General features: G+C 66.1%; 25 protein-coding genes and 1 tRNA gene. 7 read left to right on the top strand and 19 right to left on the bottom strand.

Annotated features, from left to right (window positions below):
- The first annotated feature begins 19 nt into the window (after positions 1–19).
- A complete protein-coding gene (locus V9L20_RS24860) occupies positions 20–712 on the top strand; it encodes a histidine phosphatase family protein (protein WP_337298614.1) in 693 nt (230 codons plus the stop codon).
- Positions 713–733: 21 nt separating this feature from the next.
- Here the strand turns inward: V9L20_RS24860 and V9L20_RS24855 are convergent, their stop codons facing one another.
- The 3 genes from V9L20_RS24855 to V9L20_RS24845 form a co-directional block, all read right to left on the bottom strand.
- Positions 734–2,329 carry an N-acyl-D-amino-acid deacylase family protein gene (locus V9L20_RS24855; protein WP_337298613.1) on the bottom strand — a complete coding sequence of 532 codons (1,596 nt, stop codon included), beginning with the start codon at positions 2,327–2,329 and terminating at the stop codon, positions 734–736.
- Between the two features lie 111 nt (positions 2,330–2,440).
- Positions 2,441–3,799, bottom strand: coding sequence for a tetratricopeptide repeat protein (locus V9L20_RS24850; RefSeq protein WP_337298612.1), 1,359 nt, complete (start codon positions 3,797–3,799; stop codon positions 2,441–2,443).
- 31 nt (positions 3,800–3,830) lie between these two features.
- A complete protein-coding gene (locus V9L20_RS24845; RefSeq protein WP_337298611.1) occupies positions 3,831–4,229 on the bottom strand; it encodes a tautomerase family protein in 399 nt (132 codons plus the stop codon).
- Positions 4,230–4,337: 108 nt separating this feature from the next.
- Here V9L20_RS24845 and V9L20_RS24840 point away from each other — a divergent pair, with 108 nt between their 5' ends.
- A complete protein-coding gene (locus V9L20_RS24840; protein ID WP_337298610.1) occupies positions 4,338–5,207 on the top strand; it encodes a LysR family transcriptional regulator in 870 nt (289 codons plus the stop codon).
- A gap of 44 nt (positions 5,208–5,251) precedes the next feature.
- The gene (locus V9L20_RS24835; RefSeq protein WP_337298609.1) at positions 5,252–5,878 is read left to right on the top strand and encodes a YitT family protein; all 627 of its coding nucleotides are present in this window, start codon (positions 5,252–5,254) and stop codon (positions 5,876–5,878) included.
- 317 nt (positions 5,879–6,195) lie between these two features.
- Here V9L20_RS24835 and V9L20_RS24830 read toward each other — a convergent pair whose 3' ends face one another.
- The 6 genes from V9L20_RS24830 to V9L20_RS24805 form a co-directional block, all read right to left on the bottom strand.
- Complete coding sequence (locus V9L20_RS24830) at positions 6,196–7,617, bottom strand: amidase (RefSeq protein WP_337298608.1); 1,422 nt, start codon at positions 7,615–7,617, stop codon at positions 6,196–6,198.
- Entirely contained in the window at positions 7,614–9,101 is a 1,488-nt protein-coding gene (locus V9L20_RS24825) for an ABC transporter substrate-binding protein (RefSeq protein WP_337298607.1), read from the bottom strand. Before V9L20_RS24825 ends, V9L20_RS24830 begins: the two co-directional genes overlap by 4 nt.
- Positions 9,102–9,318: 217 nt before the next feature.
- Positions 9,319–10,149, bottom strand: coding sequence for an ATP-binding cassette domain-containing protein (locus V9L20_RS24820; RefSeq protein ID WP_337298606.1), 831 nt, complete (start codon positions 10,147–10,149; stop codon positions 9,319–9,321).
- Positions 10,146–11,135, bottom strand: a complete 990-nt coding sequence (locus V9L20_RS24815; protein WP_337298605.1) for an ABC transporter ATP-binding protein — start codon at positions 11,133–11,135, stop codon at positions 10,146–10,148. The genes V9L20_RS24820 and V9L20_RS24815 overlap by 4 nt, the downstream gene beginning before the upstream one ends.
- Positions 11,136–11,138: 3 nt before the next feature.
- Positions 11,139–12,014 (bottom strand): ABC transporter permease, encoded by an 876-nt coding sequence (locus tag V9L20_RS24810; RefSeq protein WP_337298604.1) that lies wholly within the window; start codon positions 12,012–12,014, stop codon positions 11,139–11,141.
- A complete protein-coding gene (locus tag V9L20_RS24805) occupies positions 12,011–12,961 on the bottom strand; it encodes an ABC transporter permease (protein ID WP_258502221.1) in 951 nt (316 codons plus the stop codon). Before V9L20_RS24805 ends, V9L20_RS24810 begins: the two co-directional genes overlap by 4 nt.
- A gap of 62 nt (positions 12,962–13,023) precedes the next feature.
- Between V9L20_RS24805 and V9L20_RS24800 the strand changes: the two genes are divergently transcribed.
- A complete protein-coding gene (locus tag V9L20_RS24800; RefSeq protein WP_337298603.1) occupies positions 13,024–13,326 on the top strand; it encodes a YfhL family 4Fe-4S dicluster ferredoxin in 303 nt (100 codons plus the stop codon).
- On the opposite strand, the gene V9L20_RS24795 is transcribed toward V9L20_RS24800, so the two are convergent.
- The 8 genes from V9L20_RS24795 to V9L20_RS24760 all read right to left on the bottom strand — a co-directional run bounded on the left by V9L20_RS24795 (position 13,312) and on the right by V9L20_RS24760 (position 19,887).
- Positions 13,312–13,665, bottom strand: coding sequence for a hypothetical protein (locus tag V9L20_RS24795; protein ID WP_337298602.1), 354 nt, complete (start codon positions 13,663–13,665; stop codon positions 13,312–13,314). The genes V9L20_RS24800 and V9L20_RS24795 overlap by 15 nt on opposite strands.
- Before the next feature lie 208 nt (positions 13,666–13,873).
- A complete protein-coding gene (gene pth / locus V9L20_RS24790) occupies positions 13,874–14,506 on the bottom strand; it encodes an aminoacyl-tRNA hydrolase (RefSeq protein ID WP_337298601.1) in 633 nt (210 codons plus the stop codon).
- 73 nt (positions 14,507–14,579) lie between these two features.
- Positions 14,580–15,248 carry a 50S ribosomal protein L25/general stress protein Ctc gene (locus V9L20_RS24785; protein ID WP_157615666.1) on the bottom strand — a complete coding sequence of 223 codons (669 nt, stop codon included), beginning with the start codon at positions 15,246–15,248 and terminating at the stop codon, positions 14,580–14,582.
- A 91-nt stretch (positions 15,249–15,339) separates the two neighbouring features.
- On the bottom strand, positions 15,340–16,311 hold the full coding sequence (locus tag V9L20_RS24780; protein ID WP_126747032.1) for a ribose-phosphate pyrophosphokinase: 972 nt from the start codon (positions 16,309–16,311) through the stop codon (positions 15,340–15,342).
- Between the two features lie 172 nt (positions 16,312–16,483).
- Positions 16,484–16,560 (bottom strand) — tRNA-Gln (locus V9L20_RS24775).
- Between the two features lie 68 nt (positions 16,561–16,628).
- A complete protein-coding gene (ispE, locus tag V9L20_RS24770) occupies positions 16,629–17,519 on the bottom strand; it encodes a 4-(cytidine 5'-diphospho)-2-C-methyl-D-erythritol kinase (protein WP_337298600.1) in 891 nt (296 codons plus the stop codon).
- Positions 17,516–18,028 carry a lipoprotein insertase outer membrane protein LolB gene (locus tag V9L20_RS24765; protein WP_337298630.1) on the bottom strand — a complete coding sequence of 171 codons (513 nt, stop codon included), beginning with the start codon at positions 18,026–18,028 and terminating at the stop codon, positions 17,516–17,518. Before V9L20_RS24765 ends, ispE begins: the two co-directional genes overlap by 4 nt.
- 5 nt (positions 18,029–18,033) lie before the next feature.
- Positions 18,034–19,887 carry a tetratricopeptide repeat protein gene (locus tag V9L20_RS24760; protein ID WP_337298599.1) on the bottom strand — a complete coding sequence of 618 codons (1,854 nt, stop codon included), beginning with the start codon at positions 19,885–19,887 and terminating at the stop codon, positions 18,034–18,036.
- Between the two features lie 72 nt (positions 19,888–19,959).
- On the opposite strand from V9L20_RS24760, the gene mutM reads away from it, so the two are divergent.
- From mutM to mutY, 3 genes are all read left to right on the top strand, one after another.
- Positions 19,960–20,772, top strand: coding sequence for a bifunctional DNA-formamidopyrimidine glycosylase/DNA-(apurinic or apyrimidinic site) lyase (gene mutM, locus V9L20_RS24755; RefSeq protein WP_126747028.1), 813 nt, complete (start codon positions 19,960–19,962; stop codon positions 20,770–20,772).
- An 89-nt stretch (positions 20,773–20,861) separates the two neighbouring features.
- Positions 20,862–22,823: a dynamin family protein gene (locus tag V9L20_RS24750; RefSeq protein ID WP_337298598.1), complete on the top strand. Its 1,962-nt coding sequence runs from the start codon at positions 20,862–20,864 to the stop codon at positions 22,821–22,823.
- A gap of 37 nt (positions 22,824–22,860) precedes the next feature.
- Positions 22,861–23,895: an A/G-specific adenine glycosylase gene (gene mutY / locus V9L20_RS24745; protein ID WP_337298597.1), complete on the top strand. Its 1,035-nt coding sequence runs from the start codon at positions 22,861–22,863 to the stop codon at positions 23,893–23,895.
- A 28-nt stretch (positions 23,896–23,923) separates the two neighbouring features.
- Here the strand turns inward: mutY and rapZ are convergent, their stop codons facing one another.
- Positions 23,924–24,799 (bottom strand): RNase adapter RapZ, encoded by an 876-nt coding sequence (rapZ, locus tag V9L20_RS24740; RefSeq protein WP_258502210.1) that lies wholly within the window; start codon positions 24,797–24,799, stop codon positions 23,924–23,926.
- A complete protein-coding gene (gene recN / locus V9L20_RS24735; protein ID WP_337298596.1) occupies positions 24,799–26,478 on the bottom strand; it encodes a DNA repair protein RecN in 1,680 nt (559 codons plus the stop codon). The genes rapZ and recN overlap by 1 nt, the downstream gene beginning before the upstream one ends.

Raw genomic sequence — 26,478 nt, 5'->3', positions numbered from 1 at the left:
GGTGGAGAATGGGCGTTCCATGCCAACGCCCACACCCGACCCCGCGACCGAACTCATCCTGATCCGCCACGGCGAAACGGCCTGGAACCGCGAACTGCGCTTTCAGGGGCATGCCGATGTGCCGCTCAACGACATGGGGCACGAGCAGGCGCGCCGGCTGGGCTTGCGGATGGCGGGTGAAACGGCGCAGCACATCGTCAGCAGCGACCTTCTTCGTGCGCAGCAAACCGCGGCGCCGGCGTCGCTGCAGCTGTCGCTACCGGTGGTCACGTCGGCCAGCTTGCGCGAGCAGCACTTCGGCGTGGTCGAAGGCATGCGGGCCGACGAAATACAAGCCCTGCACCCCAGGGCATGGGAAGAGTGGCTGCAGTTCCGCGAGGACCACGCCATGCCGGAGGGCGAGTCGGCACGCGAATTCCACACGCGCATCGTCGCGGCGCTGGGCAATCTTGCAGCCACCTACCGTGGCCAACGCCTGGTGGTCGTCACGCACGGCGGCGTGCTCGACATGGTGTGGCGCACCGCGCGCGGCCTCAGTCTCAGCGGGCCGCGGCAGAGCGACATTCCCAATGCGGGCTTCAACCGCATCCGCATTGCCGACCCCGCCATGCCGGACGCGATCGAGATCGTCGACTGGGCCGACACGCGGCACCTTGCCGACCTGCCGCCGCAGCCGGTGTACGACCAGCGGCGGCATCTCGAGAAGAACTGAGCCCGCCGCGGGCACGTCCCCTCAGGTGCAGCTGCCGGCCTTCGGCGTGCGCAGCAAAGGCTGGCCGGCACCAATGCCCGTGGGCTTGCCGGCGTCTACCGCCAGGCGGCCGTTCACCAGCACAGTGACCACGCCCTCGGACAGCAGTGTCGGTTGGGTGTACGTGGCCTTGGCGGCATAACGCGCGGGATCGAACACGACCACGTCGGCGTAGTAGCCCGGCCGCAGGTGCCCGCGCTGTTTCAACCCCAGCGTCTCGGCGGGGAGCGACGAGCTGCTGCGAATGAACTGCCCCAGCGAGATCGTGTGCTCCTTCACCACGTACTGCTCGTACTTGCGTGCAAAGGTGCCGTAGGCGCGCGGATGGCCTAGCGAGGAGTCGGACGACGTCATGACCCACGGCCGCTTCATGAACGCGCGCACGTCGTCGTCGCTCTGGTTGAACGAGGCGATGTTCAGGTCGCCGTCACGTAGCACGGCAATGGCGGCATCCACCGGGTCAGCGTTCGAGGCCGTGGCCACATCGGCCAGCGTCTTGCCCACGTACTTGGTGCTGCCGGCTGAAAACAGGATGGTCTCCGGACCGCCGCGCAGGCGCAGGTTCTCGCGCATGCCGGTTCGCAGGCGCTCCTGGACGGCCGCATCGTCAAAGCGCTTGAGCATTGCCTCGCGCCCGCCGTCGACTGCCCAGGGCGGCACCAGTGCCGCCGAAAAGCGTGTGCTCGACGCCGTCCATGGATAGTGGTCGGCCGTGATGTCGAGACCGGCGGCACGCTCTTTCTCGATGCGGCGGATGATGTCGCCGCTTTGGCCCTGCACATCCACGCCCAATGCCTTGATGTGGGCCACGTGCACCGGCAGGCGTGCCTCATGGCCGATGCGAATCACCTCTTCAATGGAGCCCTTGAGCCCGATGTTGTACATCGACTCATCGCGGATGTGGCTGTCGTAGAGCCCGCCGTGACGGGCTGCAACCTTCGCGAGTTCGATGACTTCCTCGGTCTTCGAGAAATTCTGCGGCGGATAGAAAAGCCCGGTCGAGAGCCCCAGCGCACCATCGCACATGGCCCGGCTCACGTGTCGGCGCATCACGTCGAGCTGCTCGGGCGTCGGCGCGCGATTGGCTTCGCCGAGCTGGTCGATGCGCACGGGGCCGAAGCCAACATACATCGCAACGTTGGTTCCAACGGGGGCCGACCGCAGGCGCTGGGTCTGCGCGGCAATGTCGAAGCCGCCGAAACCGTCGTTGCCGATCACCGCCGTGGTCACGCCCTGGGTCAGGAACGGGATGTTCAGGCGCTTGCGAGGGTCGGTGGAATGCAGGTCGGCGTCAGCATGGGTGTGCGCGTCGATGAAGCCCGGTGCCACGACCATGCCGGTTGCATCGATGGTTCGCCGTGCAACGAACTGTGCAGGCGCCTTCCTGCCCGCGAAGACGATGCGGTCGCCCACGATGCCGACATCGCCCACCACGGGCTCATTCGAATCGCCCGTGTAGACGGTGCCGCCGCGCAACAGCAGGTCGAGTTCGACCGGGGCATCGGTCGCGGCATGCGCCGCGCTAGAGAGGCCTGCCAGGGCCGCGAGCACGGCAAGCACGACAACTGATTTCTGCATGGAACGTAACTGGATCGATGTGGAGCGGCCAGTTTAGAAGTCGCTCCCGCGTGCCCGTTAATTCCTTTTGCGACACGCCCCATGACTGGAAGGCATGACCTCGCTAGCCCCTCAAAGGCGAGAAGCCAGCTGCTCGAGCCCGAGCCGCGCATAGACATCGCTCGTTTGGCGCCGCAGCCGCAGCGATTCCGGCTGGCCATTGAGCTGCTGCTGCAGGATGCCCTGCGCACCCGTGAGCGTGGTTTCGGTGCCGGCACGCACGAGGGCGTCGAGGTACACCTGCTCGAAGAGGTCGCGCTGCGCATGGCTGCCGCCGATTTCGACGAGGCGAGGCAAGGCGCTGCCGAGCCCGTCGATGGCCGAAGCGAAGTCGCCTCGCGCATGGGCAACAAGCCCGCGAGCGGCCGGCACGCACACGTGCTGCCACGCGGCGCGGGTCGAGACGGGTGCGCGTGGCGCATAGGCCTCTATGTTGCACAGCAGCGCATCCGCCTCGGGCCGACCCGCGCGGGCCAGGCCATAGAGGTACTGCAGGTCGAGAAAGGGCAGTACATGGTCGGTCTGGCGCTGCACGAGGTAGTGGCCTACGTCGCTCCACCGCGAGCCGACATCGATGCCCGCGAGCTCGAAGCGCGCCAGCAGCGAGACTGCGCCGATCTGGTCCTGCGAGTAGTCCTTCGCCACGCCCCACACTTCGCGGTCGTACACCGCGAGCGCTTCCGCATCACGCCCGAGCTCGATGAGGAACAGGGCCACGTGCCACCAGTTGTGCGTGACCATGAACGAATTGAGCCCGGTCCAGGTGTCGCTCACGCCTTGCATGAACGCCAGCCCTTCGGAAAGCCGGCCTTCGGTGAGCATCACATGCGCCAGCGCATGGTGCGCCCACGGCTCCTTGCGGCACATGCCGATGGCGTGGCGAGCGCTGGCCTCGGCCTCGCGCATCAGGTGGCACTGCTCGTAGCCGAAGGCGGCCATGCCGTGCACATAGGGCACGTCGGACGCGGCCGGCAGTGCGGCAAGTGCGAGCCGGAGCATGCCCGGACAGTCGCCGGTATTGAAGCAGTGGTATTGCCCCAGCTTCACCGACACGAGGTCGCGCGGGTACTCGCGCGACTGCTCCGTGTGCAGCGCAATGGCCCTGGCGATGTCGCCGTCGGCCCACGCTTCAATCGCTGCGATGTAGCGTTGCTCGCGCGGTGTGGCGCGGCCGGATGCGGCTCGGGCCTTGGCCAGATAGGGGCGCGCATTGGCCACGGCATCGCGCGATTCGGCGAAGAGGTGAAGCGTTGCGCAATAGGCCTGGACGATGGGGCTCCGGTCGCTGTCGCCCAGCGCCAGCAGGTTGACGGCGCGTGCCTCGGTCGAAACGAAGCCCATGACGAAGTCTTCGACAAGCGGCAGGCTGGCGGCATCGTCGAGCGTGAGCGGGTTGCCGAAACTGTCGGCGTGCAGGGTTGCGGCGGGCATGGCCGGATGGTGCCATGCCCCGCCCTGGGCTTCAAACGCCTGCTTGCTGGTGGCGGTACTCCTGGGTCTTTCCGCCGTAGCCGTAGGCCGCGCCACGGGCATCGATCACGTGGATGTACGACACCTCGTGCAGGTTAGGCCGCAGGCGTGCCATGGCGGCATGCACCTCGCGCAGGTAGCGCGCCTTTTCTGCCTTGGTATTGGTTTCGTCCGTGACGCTGATGTCCAGGTGGAACGCCGACTTGCCGAGCGAGGCCAGCGACTGTCCGCCGATGAACCACGTGTCGGCGGCGATGTACTGCACCGTGATGGCGATCACCGGTAACTGCTTGCCGAGCACGCTCTGAGTGAGCTCGGCAACAGTGTCGACGGTCTTGCGGGTGAGATTGGCGTCGGGCTCGCCCGAGAGATGAACAACGATGTGCGGCATTTGGAACTCCGTGAATGAATGAACGATGGGGCTATTCTGGGCGCTGCGCTTCCATCGGAAAAGCGGGAAGATATGATGGAAAGCATCGGATTAACGAATGGATAAGCCATGCAGACATTCGACCTGGAGCAGCTGCGCACTCTTGCTGCGGTGATCGATGCCGGCAGCCTCACGGCGGCCGCACCGCGTGTTTTTCTTTCGCAGTCATCGGTGAGCGAGCAGATCCGCAAACTCGAGGAGCGGGCAGGGCAGTCATTGCTCACGCGCAGCAAGAGCGGCGTGGCGCCGACTGAGGCGGGCACGCGGCTGCTGGCCTATGCGCGCCGCATCCTCGCGCTCAGCGACGAGGCCTTTCGCGACCTGCACGGCGAAACGCTGCAGGGCGAGCTGCGGCTCGCCGTGACCGACTATTTTCGGCCTGGCGATCTCACGCAACTGCTGGCACGGCTTGGCAAGAGCTATCCGCAGGTGCGGCTGAACGTGAGCATCCTGAAGAGCGACGCGCTGCGGGCGGCCTATGCGAACGGCGAGTTCGACGTGGGGCTGGCGATGAATATCTCAGGTGCGGCCACTTCGCCGGAGCAGGGCCAAAAGGCGCCGGTGATACGCCGCGAGTCGCTCGTGTGGCTTGGCGCAGCCGGCATGCGGTTGACCAAGGGCGAACCGCTCCGGCTGCTGGCCTTGCCGGACACCTGCTCGTTGCACCAGTACACCGTGGCGCTGCTTCGGCGGCGCAAGGTGCCGTATGTGCTGGCGCATGTGGCGTCGGGCGTGGCGGGGTTGCAGTCGGCATTGGCCGCAGGGCTCGGCGTGGCCTGCTTGAACGAGTCTGCTGCGGGCGAGGGCGTGGCGCGGCTGGCGACGCCGCATGGATTGCCGGCTTTGCCTCGGGTCGCGTTCCAGTTCTTGCCCGGCCGCCGGGGCGAGACGGAGTTTGTGACCCGCGCCCGGGAAATGCTGGCGACCCACCTGGTATGACACTACCCTGGGGGTGGCGCGGGACTTGCGTCAAACTGCCTCACATGAACGCGCCACAACCCAGAACCCCGGCGGATTTCTTGCGGCACTCCCGCTTCGACGACGCGCAGGCCATCTTTTCAGGCACCTTGTTCGTCGCCGTTGCCATGATGCTGTTCGGTCAGGCGGGCCTGCTCACGGGCGGCACGGCCGGTGTTGCGTTTCTTTTGCACTACGCCACGGGCGTGAGCTTCGGCAAGCTGTTCTTCCTGGTCAACCTGCCGTTCTACTGGTTCGCATGGCGCCACATGGGGCGGGCCTTCACCATCAAGACCTTCTCGGCGATCGCATTGCTTTCGGTCATGACCGACTGGGCGCCGCGCTACATCTCGATCGATTCCCTGCACCCGGCCTTCGCGGCCGTGCTCGGCGGATTACTGTTGGGCACCGGATGCCTGTTTCTCGCCCGCCATCGCGCGAGCCTCGGGGGTGCGACGGTGTTGACGCTGTACCTGCAGGAAAAACGCGGTTGGCCCGCCGGCAAGGTGCAGATCGGCATCGATTGCACGGTGGTGCTGCTCGCGCTATTCGTGATTCCGCCGCAGCGCGTGGGATGGTCTGTGCTGGCGGCTGTGGTGATGGGGCTTTTCTTGTGGATCAATCACAAGCCGGGGCGGTACGCTGCGACTTGAATGGTCGGGCGCTTGTTTCCGGCGCTGTTGTTCGGGGCGCTGCTGTTCAGGGCGCGTGCAAAGGCCACCGGGTACTCCCCTCCGCGAATGTCCCCCGCCTTCGGCTCCTCCTTTATTTCGCTGCGGGGAGCACCCGATGCCCTGTGCACCTGGGCACGCTGCTATTGATCCTGCGATCAACGACTGCTGCGCATAACGCTCACGTCGATGGGGTGCCTTGCGCAGCGAAATAAAGGAGGAGGCCGAAGGCCGGGGGACATTCGCGGAGCAAGGTACCCCGTCGGCGGGTGCGCCCCCCGAACAGCGGCGCCAAAAAACTAAGGCGCTACAGGCCAAGGCCGCTGCGGCTCCCGAATCTGCTCGAACGCACGCGACACGCGCAGCACACCGAGGTCGTCGAAACGCTTCCCGGCAATCTGCAGCCCAATTGGTAGCCCGCTCGCCGAGTACCCGCAGTTCACCGAAGACGCGGGCTGCTCCGACATGTTGAATGGCACCGTGAACCCGATGTGCTCCAGCGGACGCAGCGGGTCGTTGGTCGGCGAAGGCGCTTCCGCGGCCGCGGGCATGTTCGGCGACACCGGCGAGATCACGTAGTCGAACCGTGCGCAGGCCTGCACCGCCGCCACGCGCGTTGCGTGGAACTGGCTGAAGCTGCGGAACACGTGTTCGCCGCTGAACTCGGCCGCGCTCTCGGCCCACTCGCGAATGTAGGGCAGCACCTTGGCGCGCTGGTCGGGGCGCAAGGCCTTCATGTCGACCAGCGAGCGCATGCGCCACAGATGGTCCATGCCGTCGAGCATGGCTTGCGACATGAACGGCTGCATGGTCTCGACGATGGCTCCGGCCTTCTCGAACAGGCGGGCCGCACGCTCGACCGCTGCCTCGATCTCGGGCTCCACCGCCAGGCCGCAGCCCGCGTCGAGCAGCAGCCCGATGCGCAGCCCCCGCAAGTGCTCGGGCGATACGTCGAAGCTCGCCCAATCGATGTCTTGCGGCGGCAGGCTCATGCTGTCGCGCGCATCGGGCTTGGAGAGCACCTGCATCATCAGCGCGGCATCGGCCACGCTGCGAGTCATGGGGCCCGCGGCGCGGCCCATGTACGGCGGGTCGATGGGAATCCGGCCCAGGCTCGGCTTCAGCGTGAAGATGCCGCACCAGCTTGCGGGCAGCCGCAGCGAGCCGCCTATGTCGGTGCCGATGTGCAGTGGGCCGTAGCCCGCGGCAGCCGCTGCACCGGCACCGGCACTGGAGCCGCCCGGGGTCTTGCTCAGGTCCCACGGATTGCGCGCCAGCTTGTGAAAGCTCGAGAGCCCCGAAGACAGCATGCCGTAGTCCGGCATCGTGGTCTTGCTCACGATGACCGCGCCGGCTTCCTTCAGGCGCGCGGCCGGCGGTGCATCGGCGGTGGCAGGCTTCAAGTCGACGGCGGCTGTGCCTGCCGGCATCGGGTCGCCGCGCGTGGCGATGTTTTCCTTGATGGTGGCGGGCACGCCGTCGAGTGGGCCCAGCGCTTCGCCGCGCTGCCAGCGCGCTTCCGAAGCCCGCGCCTGTTCGAGCGCGGCCTCGGGCCTGAAGAGCCAGGTGGCCTGCAGATTCGGTTCCCAGCGCTCGATGTGCGCGATGACGGCCTGCGTCACCTCGACCGGCGACAGGCGCTTGTCGCGGTAGGCGGCGGAGAGCTCCTGGGCGGAGAGGTCGTTCAATGCAGAGGAAGGAGAAGACACGTCAGTGCTCATCCCCACGACAGCGCCGACAGGTCGTTCACGAAGATCGGGTTTTCCTTCCAGAGGCCCTTCACGTTCTTCTTTGCGATGGTCGGAAACTGCGGCTGGTACAGGAAGCCGTTGGCCGCATCGGCTGCCAGCATCTTCTGCGCGTCGCCGAGCAGCTTGGCGCGTTCCGCCGCATTGCCCGTGGACTTGATCTTGTCGAACAGCGTGTTGAAGGCCTTCGACTGGTAGCCCCAGTAGTAGTCCGCCTTGGCGTAGTTGCCGAGGTCGAAGGGCTCCACGTGCGACACGATCGACAGGTCGTAGTCCTTGTTGCCGTAGGTGCCACTGAGCCACTGCGCCCACTCGACGTTCTGCACCTTCACCGTGATGCCGATCTTGGCCAGCTGGGCCACGATCACTTCGCCGCCCTGGCGCGCGTAGGGCGGCGGCGGCAGGGTCATGGTGAGTTCGAGCGGCGTCTTCACGCCGGCTTCGGCGAGCAGCTTCTTGGCTTTTTCAATGTCGAACGGATTGACGGCGGTGGTGTCGACATAGCCCGCCGCGCCCGGCACGTAGTGGCTGCCGATCGGCACGCCGAAGCCGTCCGCGGCGCCTTCGATCACGGCCTTGCGGTCGATGGCCGAAAGGATGGCGCGCCGCACGCGCACGTCGTCCAGCGGCTTCTTCTTGTTGTTGATCGAAAGAATGGTCTTGGCTCGCGAGCCGGCCAGGATGGTCTGGAACTGGGGGTTGTTCTTGAACTGCGGCACCACGCGCGTGCCGATGCGCGTGAACACGTCGACGTCGCCGGCCAGCAGCGACGCGGCTTGCGCGGCGGCGTCGGCAATGAAGCGGAACGTGACTTTGTTGATCTTGGCCGTGCCGGGGCTGCGAAAGCCGTCCCACTTGCTCAGAGTGATCGACGAGCCCTTGGCCCAGTTGTCGAGCTTGTAGGGGCCGGTGCCCACCGGCTTGGTGGCGTTGGTGTCGGCGCTCTTGGGCTCGACGATCGCCGCCGTGGCTTGGCCCAGCACAAAGGGCAGGTCGGGGTCGATTTCCTTGTTGATGATGACCACGGTGTAGTCGTCGACCACCTGCGTGCTCAGGTTCGCGAAGGTGCGCTTGTCCTTGTTGGTGCTCTTCTCGCCACCCGCGCGGTCGAAGGCGAACTTCACGGTGTTGGCGTTGAAGGGTTCGCCGTTCTGGTACTTGACGCCGCGCTTGAGCTTGAAGGTGTAGGTCTTCAGGTCGGGCGAGACTTCCCAGCTCTCGGCCAGGAGGGGCGTGACGTTGCCGTCTGCGTTGATCTTGGTGAGCGTCTCGAGGATGTTGTAGTGCACCACTTCCCCAATCGCGGCCGCGGCACCCGCAGTGGGATCGAGCCCCGGTGGCTCGAGCGCCATGCCGATCACGATGGCGTCCTTCCGCCCCTGTGCCATGCCGGCGACAGGGGTGGCCAGGGCAACGGTGGCGCCGGCGGTGGCAAGGAGGGTGCGACGATTCAGCATACGGTGTGATCTCCGGAAAAACTGGGTGTGCGATTTGGCTGCTTCACGCGCACGGCGCCCCGAATGGAGGCGCCGCGCCGCGGAGCAAGGGTACGCAGCACGAAAGATGCCACGCGCGCAGCCGAAGTCATTCTCTCGCAGCGGGCGCGTTGCTGCTTGCCTGCAGCGGCGCTTTTTCCTCGGGACGTACCCGGATGCGGATTTGCGCGGCGTTTACTCAGGCGGCCAGCAACGTGCCGCCTGCCGGCGTGCGCGGCACCGCGTCGAGCAGGGTGCGCGTGTACGGATGCTGCGCGTTGCTGAAAAGCTCGCCGGGCGGCCCCTGCTCGACGATCTTGCCCTTCCACACCACGCAGACCTCGTCGCAGAGGTGGTTCACCACCGCGAGGTCGTGGCTGATGAGCAGGTAGCTGATGCCGAACTGCTGCTGCAGGTCCTGCATGAGGTTGAGCACCTGGGCCTGCACGGACACGTCGAGCGCGCTCACGGGCTCGTCGGCCACGATGAGCTTGGGGCGCGTGATGAGCGCGCGTGCAATTGCGATGCGCTGGCGCTGCCCGCCCGAAAATTCGTGCGGGTACTTGTCCATGTCGGTGGTGCGCAGGCCCACGGCGGCCAGCGCCTCCGAGGCGCGCTCGCGCTGCACCGCACGGCTGATTTCAGCCAGCGCCTCGAGCGGCTCGGCGACGATGCGTGCCACCGTCTGGCGCGGATCGAGCGAGCCGTAGGGGTCCTGGAACACCATCTGGAAGTCGCGCCGTGCCGTGCGCAGTTCGCTTCGGGGCAGCTGGTGCAGGTCGCGGCCCAGCATACGCACGCTGCCCGAAGTGGGCGTGTCGAGCGCCATCACCAGGCGTGCGATGGTTGATTTGCCCGAGCCCGATTCGCCGACGATGCCCAGGCTGCGGCCCGCCTCGACCTTGAAGCTCACGCCGTTCAGCGCCTTGACGAGCGGCGGCGGGCCGAAGAGCTTTTCGCGCGGCAGTGCGTAGTGGCGCACGAGGTCGGTGACCTCGAGCAGGGGCGCTGTGCCGATCGACTGACTCATGATGCAAGGGCCCCTTCCGCGGCAATCTCTTCGAGCCGGATGCACCGCACCGCATGGTCGTGCGGCAGCATCGTGGACGGAGGCTTGGTCGCATGGCAGGCATCCACGGTGTACTTGCATCGGCCCGCAAAAGGACAGCCTTGCGGCAGGTCGATCAATTCGGGCACGCTGCCTCGGATGGTGGCCAGGCGAATGCCGCGCGGCGCACCAAGCGCCGGCCGCGCCGCGAACAGCCCCTGCGTGTACGGATGCGCGCGCTGGGCAAAGACGGTGTCGGTCGGGCCGCTCTCGACCACGCTGCCGCCGTACATCACCAGCATCTTCGACACGCTCTGCGCGATCACGCCAAGGTCGTGCGAGATCAGGATCAGCGCCATGCCGCGCTCCGCGACCAGCCCCTGGATGAGATCGAGAATCTGCTTCTGGATGGTGACGTCGAGCGCGGTGGTGGGCTCGTCGGCAATGAGCAGGTCGGGGCCGCAGGCCAGCGCCATGGCAATGCCGATGCGCTGGCGTTGCCCGCCCGAAAACTGGTGCGGGTAGGCATCGAGCCGCGAAGCCGCATCGGGAATGCCCACGCGCTCCAGCAATGCGAGCACCTCCTTGCGTGCGTCGGCGCCCGTGAGCCCGCGGTGCAGGCGCAGCGGCTCGCCGACTTGGCGCGCAATGGTGTGCACCGGGTTCAGTGCCGTCATCGGCTCCTGGAAGATCATGCCGATGCGGTTGCCGCGAATCTGGCACATGGCCTTTTCGCCCAGGCCCACGAGCTCGGTGCCGTCGAAGCGGATGCTGCCGCTGACCTTTGCGGTGGCGGGCAAGAGGCCCATGAGCGATTGCACCGTGATCGACTTGCCGCAGCCCGATTCGCCCACGATGCCCAGCGTTTCGCCGCGCTCGAGCGTAAAGCCGATGCCGCGCACGGCCTCGGCGGGGCCGCGCTGCGTTTGCAGCTCGACATGCAGGTCCTTGACTTCGAGAAGAGGCATGGCTTAACGCGCCCTTGCCAGGCGCGGATCGAGCAGGTCGCGCAGTCCGTCGCCGAGCAGGTTGAGGCCCAGCACCGCCATGGCAATGGCCATGCCGGGGAATACCGGGAGCAGCGGCGACTGGAACATCATGGTCTGCGCCTCGTTGAGCATGCGGCCCCACGAGGGCTGCGGCGGCTGGGTGCCCAGGCCGAGGTAGGAGAGGGCGGCCTCGGCAAGGATGGCAATCGCGAAGCGAATGGTGATCTGCACGATCAGCACGGCCGAGATGTTGGGCAGCACATGCTGCATCGTGATGGCGAACGAACCCTTGCCGCAGGCGCGCGCGGCGGCCACGTACTCGCGCGACCAGATGGCGTTGGCCGACGCGCGCGTGATGCGTGCGAACGTCGGGATGTTGTAGATGCCGATCGCGATGATCGCATTGACGATGCCGGCGCCGAACACGGCCGTCATCATGATGGCCGACAGAATGGCCGGGAAGGCGAGCGAGAAGTCGGTGAGCCGCATGATGGCTTCTTCGACCCAGCCGCGCCGCGCGGCGGCCAAGAGGCCCAGAGCCGTGCCGACGACAAGGCCGATGCCCACGGCAATCATGCCCACCAGGATGGACGCTCGCGCGCCCACCAGCAGCAGCGAGGCCACGTCACGCCCATAGGTGTCGGTGCCCAGCCAGTGCGCGCCCGAGGGCGGCTTGAGCTTGTTGGGCATGTCCATCTCGTAGGGCGACCATGGCGTCCACACCAACGAGACGACGGCGGCCAGCAGCAGGAGCAGCGTGAGCACGCCGCCGAGCACGAAGCTGCGGTGCCGCAGCGCGCGGCGCCAGAAGCCGGGAACCTTGAGCGCCGCTGCGCTCGGAATGGGTACAGCGCTCATATGTCGCTCGCCTTGATGCGCGGGTCGATCACGGCATAGAGCACGTCGACCACAAAATTCACGATGACCACCAGGGCCGCGAGCAGCATCACGCAGTTGCGCACGACGATCAGGTCGCGGTTGCCGATGGCCTCGAAGATCAACCGGCCCAAGCCGGGCAGGTAAAACACCTTTTCGATCACGATGGTGCCGGCCAGCAGTTCTGAAAACTGCATGCCCATGACCGTGACCACCGGAATCATCGCGTTGCGCAGCACATGGGTCCAGAGCACCGCGCGCTGCGAAACGCCCTTGGCGCGCGCAGTGCGCACGAAGTCTTCGCGCATCACTTCGAGCACCGCCGAGCGCGTGATGCGCGCAAGGATGGCCGCTTGCACCACCGCGAGCGACAAGGCCGGCAGCAGCAGCGACTTGATGCCCGCGAAGACCCCTTCGCCCCAGCCCTCGAAGCCGCCGGCCGAGAACCATTGCAGTTGGACGGAGAAAACCAAAATGAGCAGGATCGCAAACCAGAAATTGGGAATGGCGATGCCCACCTGCGTGAGGCCCATCAGGCCCACGTCGCCGAGCTTGTTGTGGCGCGCTGCCGCGGTGACGCCCACAAGCAGTGCGAGCACGGTGGTCAGCGCCATCGCCAGCAGTGCCAGGGGCACGGTGAGCGCGAGCCGTTCAAGAATGAGGTCGAGCACCGGGGTGCTGTAGGCGTAGCTGTCGCCAAGGTTGCCGGTCAGGAGGCCTGCAATCCACTGCCAGTAGCGCGTCCAGGCGGGTTGGTCGAGGCCGAGCTTGGTGGCCAGCGCCGCGACAGCTTCCGGCGCGGCGTCGGGGCCCATGAGCAACTGCGCGGCGTTGCCGGGCAGGATCTCCAGGACAAGAAACACTATGACCGAGGCGCCGATCAGCGTGGCGATCAGCGTGGCGAGGCGCTTGAGAATAAACAGGCTCATGGGGCGGGGCGCAGCATAACCCGACTCCTGCAACAAGCGTGCCTTGTTCGCGATAATCGGGTATGGCCCTCATGATCACCGACGAATGCATCAACTGCGATGTCTGCGAGCCCGAGTGCCCGAACGATGCGATCTACATGGGCGCGGAGTTCTACGAGATCGATCCGCGCAAGTGCACCGAATGCGTGGGCCATTTCGACGAACCGCAGTGCGTGCAGGTGTGCCCGGTTGCGTGCATCCCCATCAATCCGGAGCACGTGGAAAGCCGCGAGACGCTGTGGCAGAAGTTCGAGCGGCTTGCCGCGGCCAAGGCAGCAGCCGCGGCTGTGGAGCCGCGGCCGCCAGTGCCTTCAGCCGGCGTCTGAGCCGGACGACGGCTTTCGCTTTTTCTTGCCGCCGCCGGCGTTGTCCGGCGACGAAGCTGGTTTCCCTCCGGTTGCCCCGCTGAAACGCGTGCTCGACTTGTGCGGCTCGGAGGCGAGTTTTCGGGCGCGTGCCTGCGCGAGTTGCTCGGAGGACGCGAGCTTTCGCTCGGCGACGGCGGCCTGCCTAGCCTCGTGGGCGGAGCGGCGATCGCGCTCGTAGGCTTCTTTTTCCTGGGACAGGCGAATGCGCTCGAGCTGGTCGGCGCGAACCTCGGCCTTGTGGGTGGCGGCCTCCGAGGCGCGGCGGTCTGCCTCGGTACGCACGTCGTCGACCTTCACGGGTTTTCCGCCCTCGCAGGGCCGGTCGGTGTAGGTGTTGCCGCAGCGGTAGGTTTCGGACCTTCCCTGTGCCGCGGCGGGTAGCCAGAAAATACCTGATGCTATTAAAACTATAGCTATGCCGGTTTTCCCGGTCTGGGTGGCTCTTCTGCTTCTTCTCATTTTTATTTCTCTCCCTTTTTTCTCCCGCGCTCTCGTTACCGGCTGACTAAGTGGCGGCGGGCGTGCCTCCATCGCCGGGCTCTCGCCGCGGCGGTTTGGGCCGGGGCGGTTTGCTCGTGTGAATGATCAAGGTGGCCTTTTCCATCTCGCCCGCCACCAAGGCAGGGGCCGCATGCAGCGTGCGGACGACGGCGTCCTCGATGGCTTCGCGCTGTTCCTTCAGCGGCTTCTTGAGCACCCAGTTGATCACCTCCGACTTCACGCCGGGATGTCCGATGCCCAGGCGCAGGCGCCAGTAGTCGCCGGTGCCCAGCTGCGCATGGATGTCGCGCAGGCCGTTATGGCCCGCGTGGCTGCCGCCGAACTTGAGCTTGGCCTGGCCGGGCACGACGTCGAGCTCGTCGTGCACCACGAGAATTTCTTCGGGCGCAATCTTGAAGAAGCGCGCGAGCGCGGCGACCGATTTGCCCGACAGGTTCATGAAGGTTTGCGGCTCGAGCAGCCACACGCTCTGCCCGCCGATGTTCGCGCGCGCCGCAAGGCCGTGATAGCTGCGCTCGGGCACCAGATTGAGCTTCCAGTCACGTGCGAGCGCGTCGATCCACCAGAAGCCTGCGTTGTGCCGTGTGGCTTCGTATTCAGGCCCGGGATTACCGAGGCCGACAAACAGCTTGATCATGAGGGAATTATCTCGCCGCCCCAAAAGCAAAAAGGCCCGCACGAAGCGGGCCTTTTGCAGGGTGCCGGAAGAATTACTTCTTCGCGGCCGGCTTTGCCGTCTTGGCGGCAGGCTTGCCACCAGCGGCTGCGGCGCCTTCGGCAGGTGCTGCGCCTTCAGCGGCAGGTGCCGGCTCTTCGGCGACCAGCGGCGGCACGGCCGACACGATGACGGGGTTCAGCTTGCCGTGGCTCACGAACTTCACGCCCTTGGGCAGCTTGATGTCGCTCACGTGCAGCGTGGCGTTCTTCTTCAGACTGGAGAGGTCGACCTCGATGAACTCGGGCAGGTCGCTCGGCAGGCAGCTCACTTCGAGCTCGTTCATCACGTGCGTGACGAGGTTGTGGTCGAGCTTGACGGCGTCGGACTCTTCTTCACCCTTGAAGTGAAGCGGCACCTTCATGTGCAGGCGGGTCTTGGCATCGACGCGCTGGAAGTCGATGTGTTGCACCAGCTGGCGGAAGGGGTGGTACTGCACGTCGCGCAGCAGCACTTTGCTGGTGGCGCCGCCGAGTTCCATTTCGAGGATCGAGGCGTGGAAGGCTTCCTTCTTGAGGGCGTGCCACAACGCGTTGTGATCGAGCTCGATCAGCTGGGGCTTGCCTTCACCACCATAGACGATACCGGGCGTCTTGCCCGAGATGCGGAGACGGCGGCTCGCACCCGTGCCCTGCTTGGCGCGCTCAAAAGCGACGAATTTCATAACAACTCCTGTGAGAGTCCACCGCGACCAGTGCGACTCCGGTTCAACAAGGGCGCCGTTCCGAAAAAAGGAAGTGGCGCCCGCTTTTTGCTCAGAACAGGTTGTCCTGATCCGAGAACAAACTCATGACCGACTCGCCCTTGGCAATGCGCTGGATCGTTTCGGCGATCAGCGGTGCCACGGAGAGTTGGCGGATCTTTCCGCAGGCCAAAGCGCCGTCGGAAAGAGGAATGGTGTTGGTCACGACCACTTCGTCGAGTGCGGAGTGGGTGATGCGTTCGATGGCCGGACCCGAGAAGATCGGGTGCGTGCAATAGGCGTAGACGCTTTTTGCGCCGCGTTCCTTGAGCACTTCGGCCGCTTTGACCAGCGTGCCGGCCGTGTCGATCATGTCGTCCATGATCACGCAGTTGCGGCCGTCGATTTCGCCGATCACGTTCATGACCTCGCTCACGTTGGCCTTCGGGCGGCGCTTGTCGATGATGGCGAGGTCGCAGTTCAGCTGCTTGGCCAGCGCGCGTGCGCGCACCACGCCGCCGACGTCGGGCGACACGACGATCAGGTCTTCGTAGTTCCTCTGGCGCAGGTCGCCCAGCAGCACCGGCGACGCATAGATGTTGTCGACCGGAATATCGAAGAAGCCCTGGATCTGGTCGGCGTGCAGGTCCATGGTGAGCACGCGCTCGACACCCACGGTTTCCAGCAGGTTGGCCACCACCTTGGCCGAGATCGGCACCCGGCTGGAGCGCGGGCGGCGGTCCTGGCGGGCATAGCCGTAGTAGGGAATCACGGCGCTGATCCGCTCGGCCGAGGCGCGCTTGAGCGCGTCGACCATGATGAGCAGTTCCATCAGGTTTTCGTTGGTCGGTGCGCAGGTGGACTGCACCACGAACACATCGCGCGCCCGGACGTTCTGGTTGATCTCGACGGTGACTTCGCCGTCGGAGAAGCGTCCAACGCGCGCGGCACCCAGCGAGGTACCGAGGTTTTGCGCGATTTCTGCGGCCAGGCCAGGATTGGCGTTGCCGGTGAAAACCATGAAATCAGGGTGATTAGCCTGCATGAGCGCGTCCCGGCAGTCGAATGGCTTTTAGGAAGCCGCCAAAGAGTTTGAGTCGTGGTGGCGGCTTGGAGGCCGCCGATTATTGCAGCCGGTAGGCTGCAAAAGAAGCACTGCGGCCCGTGGGCCGCAGTCTGAAAGCGCTGCGGCGGTAAGACCGCAGCCTGAAGAGATTTGGCAGGGGAGAAAGGATTCGAACCTTTGCATGCTGGAATCAAAATCCAGTGCCTTAACCAACTTGGCGACTCCCCTACACGGGTCGATGGTTTTCACCACAAACCGATATATGTCGCATCGGACCCATCACGATCCGATTATCCTCAGGTCGCCCATCCCCAGAGTGGATGAACGGCCAGGTTGCTGCATTGACGAACCTGCCAGCCCGCGGGGGCTTCGGCCAGTTTCGCTTCTTGCGGCCCTTGCGGCAATTTCGCGAATACCGAACTTCCGGAGCCGGTCATCCGGGCCTTCAATCCTTGGACGCCGAGCCATTCGATGGCTTCGGTGACTGCGGGGCAAAGCCGTTGGGCAACCGGCTGCAGGTCGTTGTGGCCGAAGTCGAAAACCTTGAAAGCACTGCTTTCCTGGTTTGGAGCTTCAAGCTGTTCGCTATCTGCAGCAAAGCCCGAGATTATAGCAACAGGAGTGGCGCGTTGAAGGTCCGGCGCAGAAAAAATTAAGCGCGTATCGAGTCCCTCGGGTGGCTTGGCCACAACGAAACGTGCCGCAGGCACATTCACGGGGGTGATTTTCTCGCCGATTCCCTCGACCCAGGCATTGCGGCCCCCAAGGAAAAACGGCACGTCGGCACCCAGTTTCACGCCGATTTCGGCCAGGCGCGACAGCGGCAGGTTCAGGTTCCAGAGCCGGTTGAGCGCCAGCAGGCAGGTGGCGGCGTCCGAAGAGCCTCCGCCCATGCCCGCCTGCGCCGGCACATGCTTGGCAACGCCGATATGGGCCCCCTGGCCGGGGCTGGCATGCACCTGCAGCGCCCGCGCCGCGCGCAGCACCAGGTCGTCGGGCGGCAATTCGGTCGTCAGGTCTTCGCGGCTGAGTTGCCCGTCGCGCCGCAGCTCGACGTGCAGCGTGTCGCACCAGTCGATCAGCATGAAGACCGATTGCAGCAGGTGGTAGCCGTCTTTGCGCCGGCCGGTGATGTGCAGGAAGAGGTTGAGCTTGGCCGGTGCGGGAAGGTCGTAGATCGCCTTCATGACCGTTCGAACACGATGCGCAGGTCGGCCGTGGGCCCCGGGTTCTCACGCGTGGCCTGCAGGCGGCCGTTCGCCACCTGCGCCAAGTCGGGGCGCCAGCCGGGAACGCGGTCGTCGCGTCCCGCGAGCCAGCCGAAGAGTGCGCCCACGGGTATTGCGGCACCCGTGGCGGCTTCGATCAGCGCATCGACCGATTCGTAGCGCCGCACTTCGCTGCCATTCTTGAGCAAGGCCTCGCCGGGCGACCAGTGCAACTGGGCCAGCGTGCTGCCGATGGGGCTCGTGAGCGACAGCTCGCCCGCTTCAGGAGAACCGCGCAATTCGAACAGGGCGGAAAACGTCTGCACCGGCTGGCTGTCGATGCGCAGCGACATGCGGCCACTCCATATGTCCGTGCCCTGGGGCCGCGCGCCGCCGGAGAGCTGCGCGCAACCGGCCGTTACCAGGAGCACCGCAACGCCCGCCGCCATGAAGCCCCTGCGGCCGCCCTGAAGATCCGGCGCGAGCATTGCCGTCACGGCTTGACCCGCAGGCGCTTGAGCGTCTCCTGCAGGGTTTCGTTTTCGGCATCGCTCAGCAAGGCCTCTTTCCAGATCGTGACGGCCCGGTCTTTCTGGCCGACCGTCCAGAGCACTTCACCAAAGTGCGCGCCGATCTCCGGATCGGGCCGCGTCTTGTAGGCCGCCTCCAGGATGCGAATGGCTTCGGTGGTGTTGCCCAGCCGGAATTCCACCCAGCCCAGGCTGTCCGCAATGAACGGGTCTTGCGGCGCCAGCTGCACCGCTTTCTGGATCAGCGTGCGCGCTTCGTCGAGCCGGATCTTGCGATCGGCGAACGAGTAGCCGAGCGCGTTGTAGGCATTCTGGTTTTCGGGCTTGAGCTCGATCAGCCGGCGCAGGAGCCGCTCCATTTCGTCGAGGCGGTTCAGCTTCTCGGCCACCATGGCCTGGTCGTAGATCAGGTCGGTGTCGTTCGGCGCGGCGACGGAAGCCTGCGCCAGCATGTCGTAGGCCGCCTGGTATTGCTTGGCGTCGCGCAGCAGCTGCACTTCGGCGAGGAACTTCTGCTTCTTGTCCTCCGGCGTGCGCTCGGGCAGGCCACGCAGCACTTCGCGCGCTTGCGGCAGCTTGCCCTGGCGTGCCAGCAGGCCTGCGCGGCGGGTCTGTGCCACGACCAGGTCGTCGGTGCTGTCGACGCGTGCGAGCCAGCGCTCGGCGCCCGTGAAGTCCTTGCGGCGCTCCGAGAGTTGCGACAGAAGCAGGTAGGCCTGTGTGGTGCCGCGCTGGCGATCGTCCGCATCCTTCTGGTCTTTTTGGGACGCGGCGAGCTCGACGTAACGCTTGAGCGATGTTTCGGCGGCCCCGTCCTGGCGCGCCTGCGCCTGCAGGCTGCCGAGCAGCAGCCAAGGTTCGGCCAGCTCGGGCCGCGCCGTGGTCAGCGCCTGAAGTTGCGCGCTGGAGTCGGCGAAGCGGCGGTTCTCGACCAGCACGCGTGCGTAGGCAACGCGCAGGTCGGGCGAGGCCTTGGGGTTGTTGGCAAGGTAGCGCGTGACGATCGGCTCGGCCAGCGGTTGGCTGGGGTCGATCATTTCGAGCGCCAGCGCGGCCGGCGCGTCGGAGGCGGGGTCGATTTCCTGGCCCTTGAACGCAGCGTCGAGCGCACCGGTGGTGTCGCCCGCATTCAGGCGCATCCGTCCCACCGTTGCCCAGGCCAGCCCGCCGGTGGCCGGCTTGTTGAGTTCATCGGCCAGTGCCCGCTCGACCACCGAGGCGGCCAGTTTCTTGTCGGTGGAGCGCGAGTAGTTGCGCACGATCACCGCCATGAGCATGGGGCGTTCGACTTGCGAGGTGGCGGCGACTTCGGCGCGCAGCAGCTCGGCCGTTTCGCCGATGCGATTGAGCGCAATCAGGATCTGGAGCTCGATGCGGCGTGCATCGCGCGAGTTGGGCAACGTTTCCTGCCAGGCACGGGCCGCTGCAAGCGCTGCATCGCCCGAACGCGACTGCAACGCAATTTCGACCGCGCGCTGAAACAGCTTGCCGTCGCGCAGGCGGCGCGCCGCGTCGAGCACCAGCGCGTAGCCCGCGCCGGGATCGCCGGAGCGCGTGGTCATTTCGCCCATCAGGATTTCGTAGAACAGCTCGGCCGTGAGCGCCGATGGCTGCGCGACGGGTTCGCTTGCCGGCTTGGCCGCGACCGGCGCCGCAGCCGGAGGCCTTGTGCCCGGCCGGGACGGGGTCGGCCGCTCGATGATGGGCGCCGGGCTGTTGGGCGCGGCGGGATCGGAGGTTTGCGCGTGAACCGCGCAAGCAAGCAGCACGAGAGACGCGGCCGCCGCAAGGCGGTGTCGGCGGGGCGATGGAATCATCGAACCATAATAATCCAAGCTTTTGAGCGAGCACCGCGTGGGGCTTCATTGCAGCCCGGAGTTTTTATTCTTATGCCAGAGCTTCCAGAAGTCGAAGTGACGCGGCGCGGTTTTGCCGAACGCATTGCCGGTGCACGCATCGATGCGGTGCGCATCGGCAAGCCCTTGCGCTGGGCGCTGATGGTCGAGCCCGAGGCGCTGGTCGGGCGACAGGTGCTGCAGGTGCGCCGGCGCGGCAAGTACCTGCTGATCGATCTCGATCGCGGCTTGCTGCTGCTGCACCTGGGCATGTCTGGCAGCCTGCGTTTCGATGCGGCGCTGCCGCCGCCCGGCGTTCACGATCACTTCGATCTCGTGACCGACCGGGGTACCCTGCGGCTCAATGATCCGCGCCGCTTCGGTGCCGTGGTGTATGTGGAAGACGAGGCGGCGCCATGGGCCATCAAGCTGCTTGGCGGACTGGGCATGGAGCCGCTGGGCGACGGCTTCGACCTCGACGCTTTCCACGCCGGGCTTCGGAAGCGCCGCACGGCGGTGAAGCAGGTGCTGCTCGCGGGCGATGTGGTGGTGGGCGTTGGGAACATCTATGCGTCGGAGGCGCTGTTTCAGGCGGGCATTCGCCCGACCCTGTCTGCCGCGCGAATCAGCCGGCCGCGCGCCGCCAAGCTTCATGCGGCGGTACGCGAAATTTTGGCCAGGGCGGTGGAGAAGGGCGGCAGCACGCTGCGCGATTTCTCCAATGTGGACGGGCAGAACGGCTATTTCCAACTCGAAGCCACGGTCTACGGGCGGGCCGGCGAGCCTTGTCGGGTCTGCGCAACGCCGATACGGCAGCTACGCCAAGGCCAGCGTTCCACTTACTATTGTCCAAATTGTCAAAAATAGTTTTCTGGCGTCCACGTTCGAATATCCTGCAAACGGTTGCTCCACAGCTTGCGATGCTATATTTGTAAGTTGTTTCTTACATATTTCCTTTGAGCCGCTCTTTCAACCAACAACTCGATCAGCACGGCGCCTGGCGAAGCAATTTTGCTCACCGCCTCCAGTGGCTGTCCCGCTGGCTGACCGAGAACGAGCTGCTCGACCAAGCCGTGGCCGAGCGCCTGCGCGGCCTCGAGCTGCAGATTCGCAACAGCAAGGTCATGGTCGCGTTCGTGGCCGAGTTCTCGCGCGGCAAGTCGGAGCTGATCAACGCGATCTTCTTCGCCGGCTACGGGCGGCGCATCATGCCGGCCAGCGCGGGGCGCACGACGATGTGTCCGACCGAACTGGGCTACGACGCCGCGGTGTCGCCCAAGCTGCGGCTGCTGCCTATCGAAACCCGGCTGGAACCCCATTCGCTCACGCACTGGCGCGAAAAGCCCACGCGCTGGACTGAAATTGCCATCGACGTAGAGAACGCCGAGCAGCTGGCCCAGGCCATGGGCAAGGTGGCCGAAGTGCGCTGGGTCAGCAAGGACGAGGCGCATGCGCTCGGCTTCTGGAACGAAGAAACACCCGACGACAACCCGGTGCAAGACGCCGAAGGCCGGGTCGAGATTCCGCGCTGGCGCCACGCCATCCTGAACATGCCGCACCCGCTGCTGGAGCAGGGGCTGGTCATTCTGGATACTCCGGGCCTGAACGCGATTGGCGCCGAGCCCGAACTCACGGTCAGCCTCATTCCGCAGGCGCATGCGGTCGTCTTCATCCTGGGTGCCGAAACCGGGGTGACGCGGTCCGACCTGTCCATCTGGCGCGAGCACCTGGTCACCGAAAGCGAAGGCAGCGACACCCGCTTCGTGGTGCTCAACAAGATCGACACCATGTGGGACACGCTCAGCACGCCCGCGCAGATCGAAATGCAGATCGAGCGCCAGCGTGAAGTGGCGGCCAAGTTTCTCGAGGTGCCGCTCGTGCAGGTGCTGCCGGTGTCGGCGCAAAAGGGCCTGCAGGCAAAAATCCAGCGCGACGGGCGGCTGCTCGAAGCCAGCCGTTTGCTGGCGCTCGAAACGCTGCTCGCCGAGGGCGTGCTCGGCAAGCGCGAAACCATGCTGCGGCTTGCCGTCGATGCCGGCATGGTGGCATTGCGTGTCGAAGCCGAGCGCATCCTGAAGGTGCGCCAGCGCGACTTGTCGGAGCAGGCGCTCGAACTGCAGGGCCTGCGCGGCAAGAATGTTTCGGTGATCCGCCACATGCGTGCCCGCATCGACCAGGAGCAGAACGAGTTCGAGGGCAGCAACACGCGCATCCTCGCGCTGCGCTCCGTGCAAGGCAAGCTGCTGCGCGAGGTGTATGCCGTGCTCGGCCGCACCGCGCTCAAGGAGGACATGGTGCGGCTTTCAACCGCGCTCAAGCGCCCCGGCATCAAGCTCAACGTGCGCAAGGTGTACGGCGAGACCTTCGATTCATTGCGCAACAACCTGCGCGAAGTGCAGGCCACCACGGCCGAGATTCAATCGATGCTGCACGCCACGTTCCGTCAGCTCAACGCGGAGCAGGGCTTCAACCTGCAGGCGCCCGCCGAGCCGGACCTGACGAGCTTCGAACAGGAGCTGAGCCAGATCGAGCGCAGCCACATTCATTACCTGAGCGTCGGCAATCTGCTGAGGCTGGCACAAGCGGATTTCTGCGACAAGCTGGTGCGCGCACTCGCGAGCCGGCTGCGGCTGGTCAACGAAGCGGCCATGACCGAAGTGGAGCGCTGGAGCAAGGGTGCCAGCGCACAGATCGACGCGCAGCTGAAGGAGCGTCGCCGCACCTTCAGCAAGCGTATCGAGGCGATCGAGCGCATCCAGAATGCGGCCGGCAACCTCGACGAACGCCTGCTCGAACTTGCCGCGCAAGAGAGCAGCCTGGCCGAGCTGCATCTTCGGCTGCAGGAATTCACTTCGATGATCGCGCAACAGGGAAGGCCGGCCGCCGCGGCCGCCATCGGCGAACTGCGTGCAGCCTGATTGCCCGGTGCCCGGCGGCGCAACGCAGGAGTTGCACATGCCGGCTGATTTTGCGCAGCGTGTCGTGGCCTGGCAGCGCAGCCATGGGCGCAGCGAGCTGCCATGGCAGAACACGCGCGATCCGTACCGCGTATGGCTGTCGGAGGTCATGCTCCAGCAGACCCAGGTCTCGACGGTGCTCGGGTACTTTGCGCGCTTTCTCGAACGCTTCCCTACGGTGCGGGCCCTGGCCGACGGTACGGAGGACGAGGTGTTCGGACTCTGGAGCGGCCTGGGCTATTACAGCCGCGCACGCAACATGCACCGCTGCGCCCAGGAGGTGGTTGCGCGCTTCGGCGGAGAGTTTCCGCGGACCGCGGCAGAGCTCACCACCCTGCCGGGCATCGGCCGTTCCACCGCATCGGCAATTGCGGCCTTCTGCTTTGGCGAGCGCGTGGCAATTCTCGACGGCAACGTGAAGCGCGTGCTGACCCGCGTGCTCGGCTTTGGCGGAGACATGTCTTCGTCGGCGCAGGAGCGCGCGCTCTGGGACCGGGCCACGCAGCTGCTGCCGCCTGACGGGCAAAAGGAAGCCATTGCGGGCTACACGCAGGGCGTGATGGATCTGGGCGCCACGGTCTGCCTGCCGCGCAAACCGAGCTGCATGATCTGTCCGGTGAACAGCATCTGCACCGGCCTGCGCGAAGGCCAGCCGGAGCGCTATCCCGTCAAGACACGCAAACTGAAGCGCAGTGCCCAGTCGCTCTGGACGTTGCTGGCGCGCGATGCGCAAGGCCGCGTCTGGCTGGAAAAGCGTCCGGCCAAGGGTATCTGGGCCGGGCTCTATTGCCTGCCGGTGTTCGAGAGCCGCGAAGACCTGCTGGCCGCACTGCCGCCGGCCGAGCAGCGCAAGGCGCAAGACCTGCCGCCCTTCGTGCACGTGCTGACCCACAAGGACTTGCATCTTCACCCGGTGATGCTTCAGGGCGGCCAGCCGCAAGGCGAGACCGCGCGCTGGGTGGATGCAGAGGAGTGGGGGCGGCTCGGGTTGCCGGCGCCGATGCGCAAGCTGCTGGAAAGCAGCGCAGGCTAGCTTCGAAAGCTGCCGGCTATGGGCGAGTTCAGATCGCGTCCAGCTCGCGGTGCCGCTTGAGGGCACCCCAACGCGCGCCAAAGGCACGTGCCAGCTGTTCGACCAGGAAAACCGATCGGTGCTGGCCGCCCGTGCAGCCGATGGCCACCGTCACGTAGCTGCGGTGGTCTCGCGCCAGCGCATCGAGCCAGCGCGAAAGAAACTGCTCGATGTCGTCGTACATGCGAGCCACGTCTTCGTGCTCGCGCAGCCATTCGACCACCGGCGCGTCGCGGCCGGTGAGCGGCCGCAAGGTCGGCACGTAATGCGGATTGGGGAGCATGCGCACGTCGAACACGTAGTCGGCGTCCAGCGGCACGCCGCGCTTGAAGGCGAAAGATTCGAACACCAGCGTCAGCGCGCTTTGCGGCGCAGAAATCAGCGCCTTGATGTAGCTCTGGAGCTGCGCCGGCCGTATCAGGCTGGTGTCGATCACGTCGGCGCCGTCGCGCAGGTCGGCCAGCAGCTCGCGCTCCAGTTCAATGGCTTGTATCAGCGCCCGCTCCTGCTCGGGCGCGTCGGTGCGGCCCTCCTGGCGCGACAGCGGGTGCCGCCGGCGGGTTTCGGAATAGCGCCGCAGCAGGGCATCGGTGGTGGCGTCGAGAAACAGCGAACGCAGCGAAACACCGTCGTGCCGCAGCGCCTCGAGCTGCTGCGGAACGATCGGCAGCGACACGCCGCTGCGCACGTCCATGGCAATGGCAACGCGCTTGGCTTCCTGTTCGTGCTGCAGCGCGATGAACGGCGTCAGCAATTCGGGCGGCAGGTTGTCGACGCAGTAGTAGCCCGCGTCTTCCAGTGCATGCAATGCGACGGATTTGCCTGAACCCGACATGCCGGTGATGAGCACCAGATCGAGGTTCATCACAGCGTCGCCGACGTCTTGTGGCCCAGCATTTCGCGGGCATGCGCCAGCGAAGTGTGCGAAACCTTCTCGCCGCCGAGCATGCGGGCGATTTCCCGGGCGCGGTTCTCGTCGTCCAGGCGCGAAACGCCGCTTTCGGTGCGCGGGCCGTCCTGGCCGGCCGCGGCGGTCTGGCGCTTGGCCACCACCAGGTGGTGATCGGCGCACGCAGCCACTTGCGGCAGGTGCGTAACGGCCAGAACCTGGCGGTCGCGCCCGAGCTGCTTCATGAGGCGCCCCACGGTCTCTGCAACAGCGCCGCCCACGCCGGCATCGACCTCGTCGAAGATCAGCGTTTGCGCGGCGCCAAGCTGGCTCGTGGTGACCGCAATGGCCAAGGCAATGCGGGAAAGCTCGCCGCCCGAAGCCACCTTGCCGATGGGGCGGGGCGTGCTGCCCGGATGGCCGCTCACCAGAAAAGCGACGTCTTCGAGCCCGGCGCGGCCCGGCTGCGCGAGCGGCTGCAGTTCGACCTCGAAGCGGCCGCCCTGCATGCCCAGCCCCTGCATGGCTTGTGTGACCGCTTCGGACAAGCGCGGTGCGGCCTGCTTGCGAGACTTGGCGAGCGCCTTGGCTTCCTTCATGTAGGCCTGCTGCGCAGCCTGTTCGGCACGCTCCAGGCCTTCGAGGTCGCTTTGTGCGTCCAACGCCTTCAACTCGGCTTGCCATCCCGCCAGCAGCGCGGGCAGGTCGTCGGGCGTGCGCTTGTAGCGGCGCGCCAGCGACATCCACAACCCCATGCGCTCGTCCAGTTCGGCAAGGCGCTGCGGATCGGCCTCTGCGTCGCGCAGGTAGCCGTGCAGCGAATGCGCGGCGTCTGAGGCCTGCGCCACGCTGGAGGCCAGCACTTCGCCGAGCGCGCGGAACTCGGGCTCGATGTGCTCGCAGTTCTGCAGCAGCGTCACCGCGCGCGAGAGCGCCGCCAGGGCGCCGTTGTCGTCGTCTTCGAGCGCCTGGCTTGCGCCCTGCGCCGCGTCGATCAGCGCCTGCGCGTTAGAGATGCGCGCGTGGTTGGTCGAGAGCTCTTCCCACTCGCCCTCGGCGGGCGCCAGCTTCATCACTTCGGCAATCTGCCATTGCAGCCGTTCACGCTCGCGCTGCAGAGAATCCTGCGCGGAGCGCGCGTTGTCGAGTGCGGAGATCGCCTGCCGCCAGCTGTGCCACGCCGCGTCCAGCGCATCGGTGCGCACGCCGGCATAGGCGTCGAGCAGGCCGCGCACGGCCTCGGGGCGCGTCAGGCTTTGCCATGCATGCTGGCCGTGAATGTCGAGCAGGCGGTCGCCGAGCTCCCGCAACTGCGTTGCCGTGGCCGGGCTGCCGTTGATCCAGCCGCGGCTGCGGCCTTGCAGGTCCACCGTGCGGCGCAGCAGCAGAGCGTCGCCGGATTCGAATCCGCCTTCGTCGAGCCAGGCCGCGAAGGCCGGGTCGGCATCGAATTCAGCGCTCACGTCGAGGCGCTCGGCGCCCTCGCGCACCGCGCCTGCATCGGCGCGGTTGCCCAGCGCCAGCTGAAGCGCGTCGATCAATATGGATTTGCCCGCGCCGGTTTCGCCGGTGAGCACCGTAAAACCGGCGGACAGGTCGAGTTCGAGTGATCGCACGATCACGAAGTCGCGCAGTGCGATGCGTCGCAGCGCCAT

This window comes from Variovorax sp. CCNWLW225, assembly GCF_037204045.1.
Taxonomy (GTDB): domain Bacteria; phylum Pseudomonadota; class Gammaproteobacteria; order Burkholderiales; family Burkholderiaceae_C; genus Variovorax.
Note: the sequence above shows the minus strand (reverse complement) of the source record. Positions and strands in the feature narration are given on the sequence as shown.

Excerpts from the sequence above, each read along its gene's own strand:
- V9L20_RS24860 (WP_337298614.1), top strand. The coding sequence starts at position 20 with ATGCCAACGCCCACACCCGACCCCGCGACCGAACTCATCCTGATCCGC.
- V9L20_RS24855 (WP_337298613.1), bottom strand. The coding sequence starts at position 2,329 with ATGCAGAAATCAGTTGTCGTGCTTGCCGTGCTCGCGGCCCTGGCAGGC.
- V9L20_RS24850 (WP_337298612.1), bottom strand. The coding sequence starts at position 3,799 with ATGCCCGCCGCAACCCTGCACGCCGACAGTTTCGGCAACCCGCTCACG.
- V9L20_RS24845 (WP_337298611.1), bottom strand. The coding sequence starts at position 4,229 with ATGCCGCACATCGTTGTTCATCTCTCGGGCGAGCCCGACGCCAATCTC.
- V9L20_RS24840 (WP_337298610.1), top strand. The coding sequence starts at position 4,338 with ATGCAGACATTCGACCTGGAGCAGCTGCGCACTCTTGCTGCGGTGATC.
- V9L20_RS24835 (WP_337298609.1), top strand. The coding sequence starts at position 5,252 with ATGAACGCGCCACAACCCAGAACCCCGGCGGATTTCTTGCGGCACTCC.
- V9L20_RS24830 (WP_337298608.1), bottom strand. The coding sequence starts at position 7,617 with ATGAGCACTGACGTGTCTTCTCCTTCCTCTGCATTGAACGACCTCTCC.
- V9L20_RS24825 (WP_337298607.1), bottom strand. The coding sequence starts at position 9,101 with ATGCTGAATCGTCGCACCCTCCTTGCCACCGCCGGCGCCACCGTTGCC.
- V9L20_RS24820 (WP_337298606.1), bottom strand. The coding sequence starts at position 10,149 with ATGAGTCAGTCGATCGGCACAGCGCCCCTGCTCGAGGTCACCGACCTC.
- V9L20_RS24815 (WP_337298605.1), bottom strand. The coding sequence starts at position 11,135 with ATGCCTCTTCTCGAAGTCAAGGACCTGCATGTCGAGCTGCAAACGCAG.
- V9L20_RS24810 (WP_337298604.1), bottom strand. The coding sequence starts at position 12,014 with ATGAGCGCTGTACCCATTCCGAGCGCAGCGGCGCTCAAGGTTCCCGGC.
- V9L20_RS24805 (WP_258502221.1), bottom strand. The coding sequence starts at position 12,961 with ATGAGCCTGTTTATTCTCAAGCGCCTCGCCACGCTGATCGCCACGCTG.
- V9L20_RS24800 (WP_337298603.1), top strand. The coding sequence starts at position 13,024 with ATGGCCCTCATGATCACCGACGAATGCATCAACTGCGATGTCTGCGAG.
- pth (WP_337298601.1), bottom strand. The coding sequence starts at position 14,506 with ATGATCAAGCTGTTTGTCGGCCTCGGTAATCCCGGGCCTGAATACGAA.
- V9L20_RS24785 (WP_157615666.1), bottom strand. The coding sequence starts at position 15,248 with ATGAAATTCGTCGCTTTTGAGCGCGCCAAGCAGGGCACGGGTGCGAGC.
- V9L20_RS24780 (WP_126747032.1), bottom strand. The coding sequence starts at position 16,311 with ATGCAGGCTAATCACCCTGATTTCATGGTTTTCACCGGCAACGCCAAT.
- ispE (WP_337298600.1), bottom strand. The coding sequence starts at position 17,519 with ATGAAGGCGATCTACGACCTTCCCGCACCGGCCAAGCTCAACCTCTTC.
- V9L20_RS24765 (WP_337298630.1), bottom strand. The coding sequence starts at position 18,028 with ATGCTCGCGCCGGATCTTCAGGGCGGCCGCAGGGGCTTCATGGCGGCG.
- V9L20_RS24760 (WP_337298599.1), bottom strand. The coding sequence starts at position 19,887 with ATGATTCCATCGCCCCGCCGACACCGCCTTGCGGCGGCCGCGTCTCTC.
- mutM (WP_126747028.1), top strand. The coding sequence starts at position 19,960 with ATGCCAGAGCTTCCAGAAGTCGAAGTGACGCGGCGCGGTTTTGCCGAA.
- mutY (WP_337298597.1), top strand. The coding sequence starts at position 22,861 with ATGCCGGCTGATTTTGCGCAGCGTGTCGTGGCCTGGCAGCGCAGCCAT.
- rapZ (WP_258502210.1), bottom strand. The coding sequence starts at position 24,799 with ATGAACCTCGATCTGGTGCTCATCACCGGCATGTCGGGTTCAGGCAAA.
- recN (WP_337298596.1), bottom strand. The coding sequence starts at position 26,478 with ATGGCGCTGCGACGCATCGCACTGCGCGACTTCGTGATCGTGCGATCA.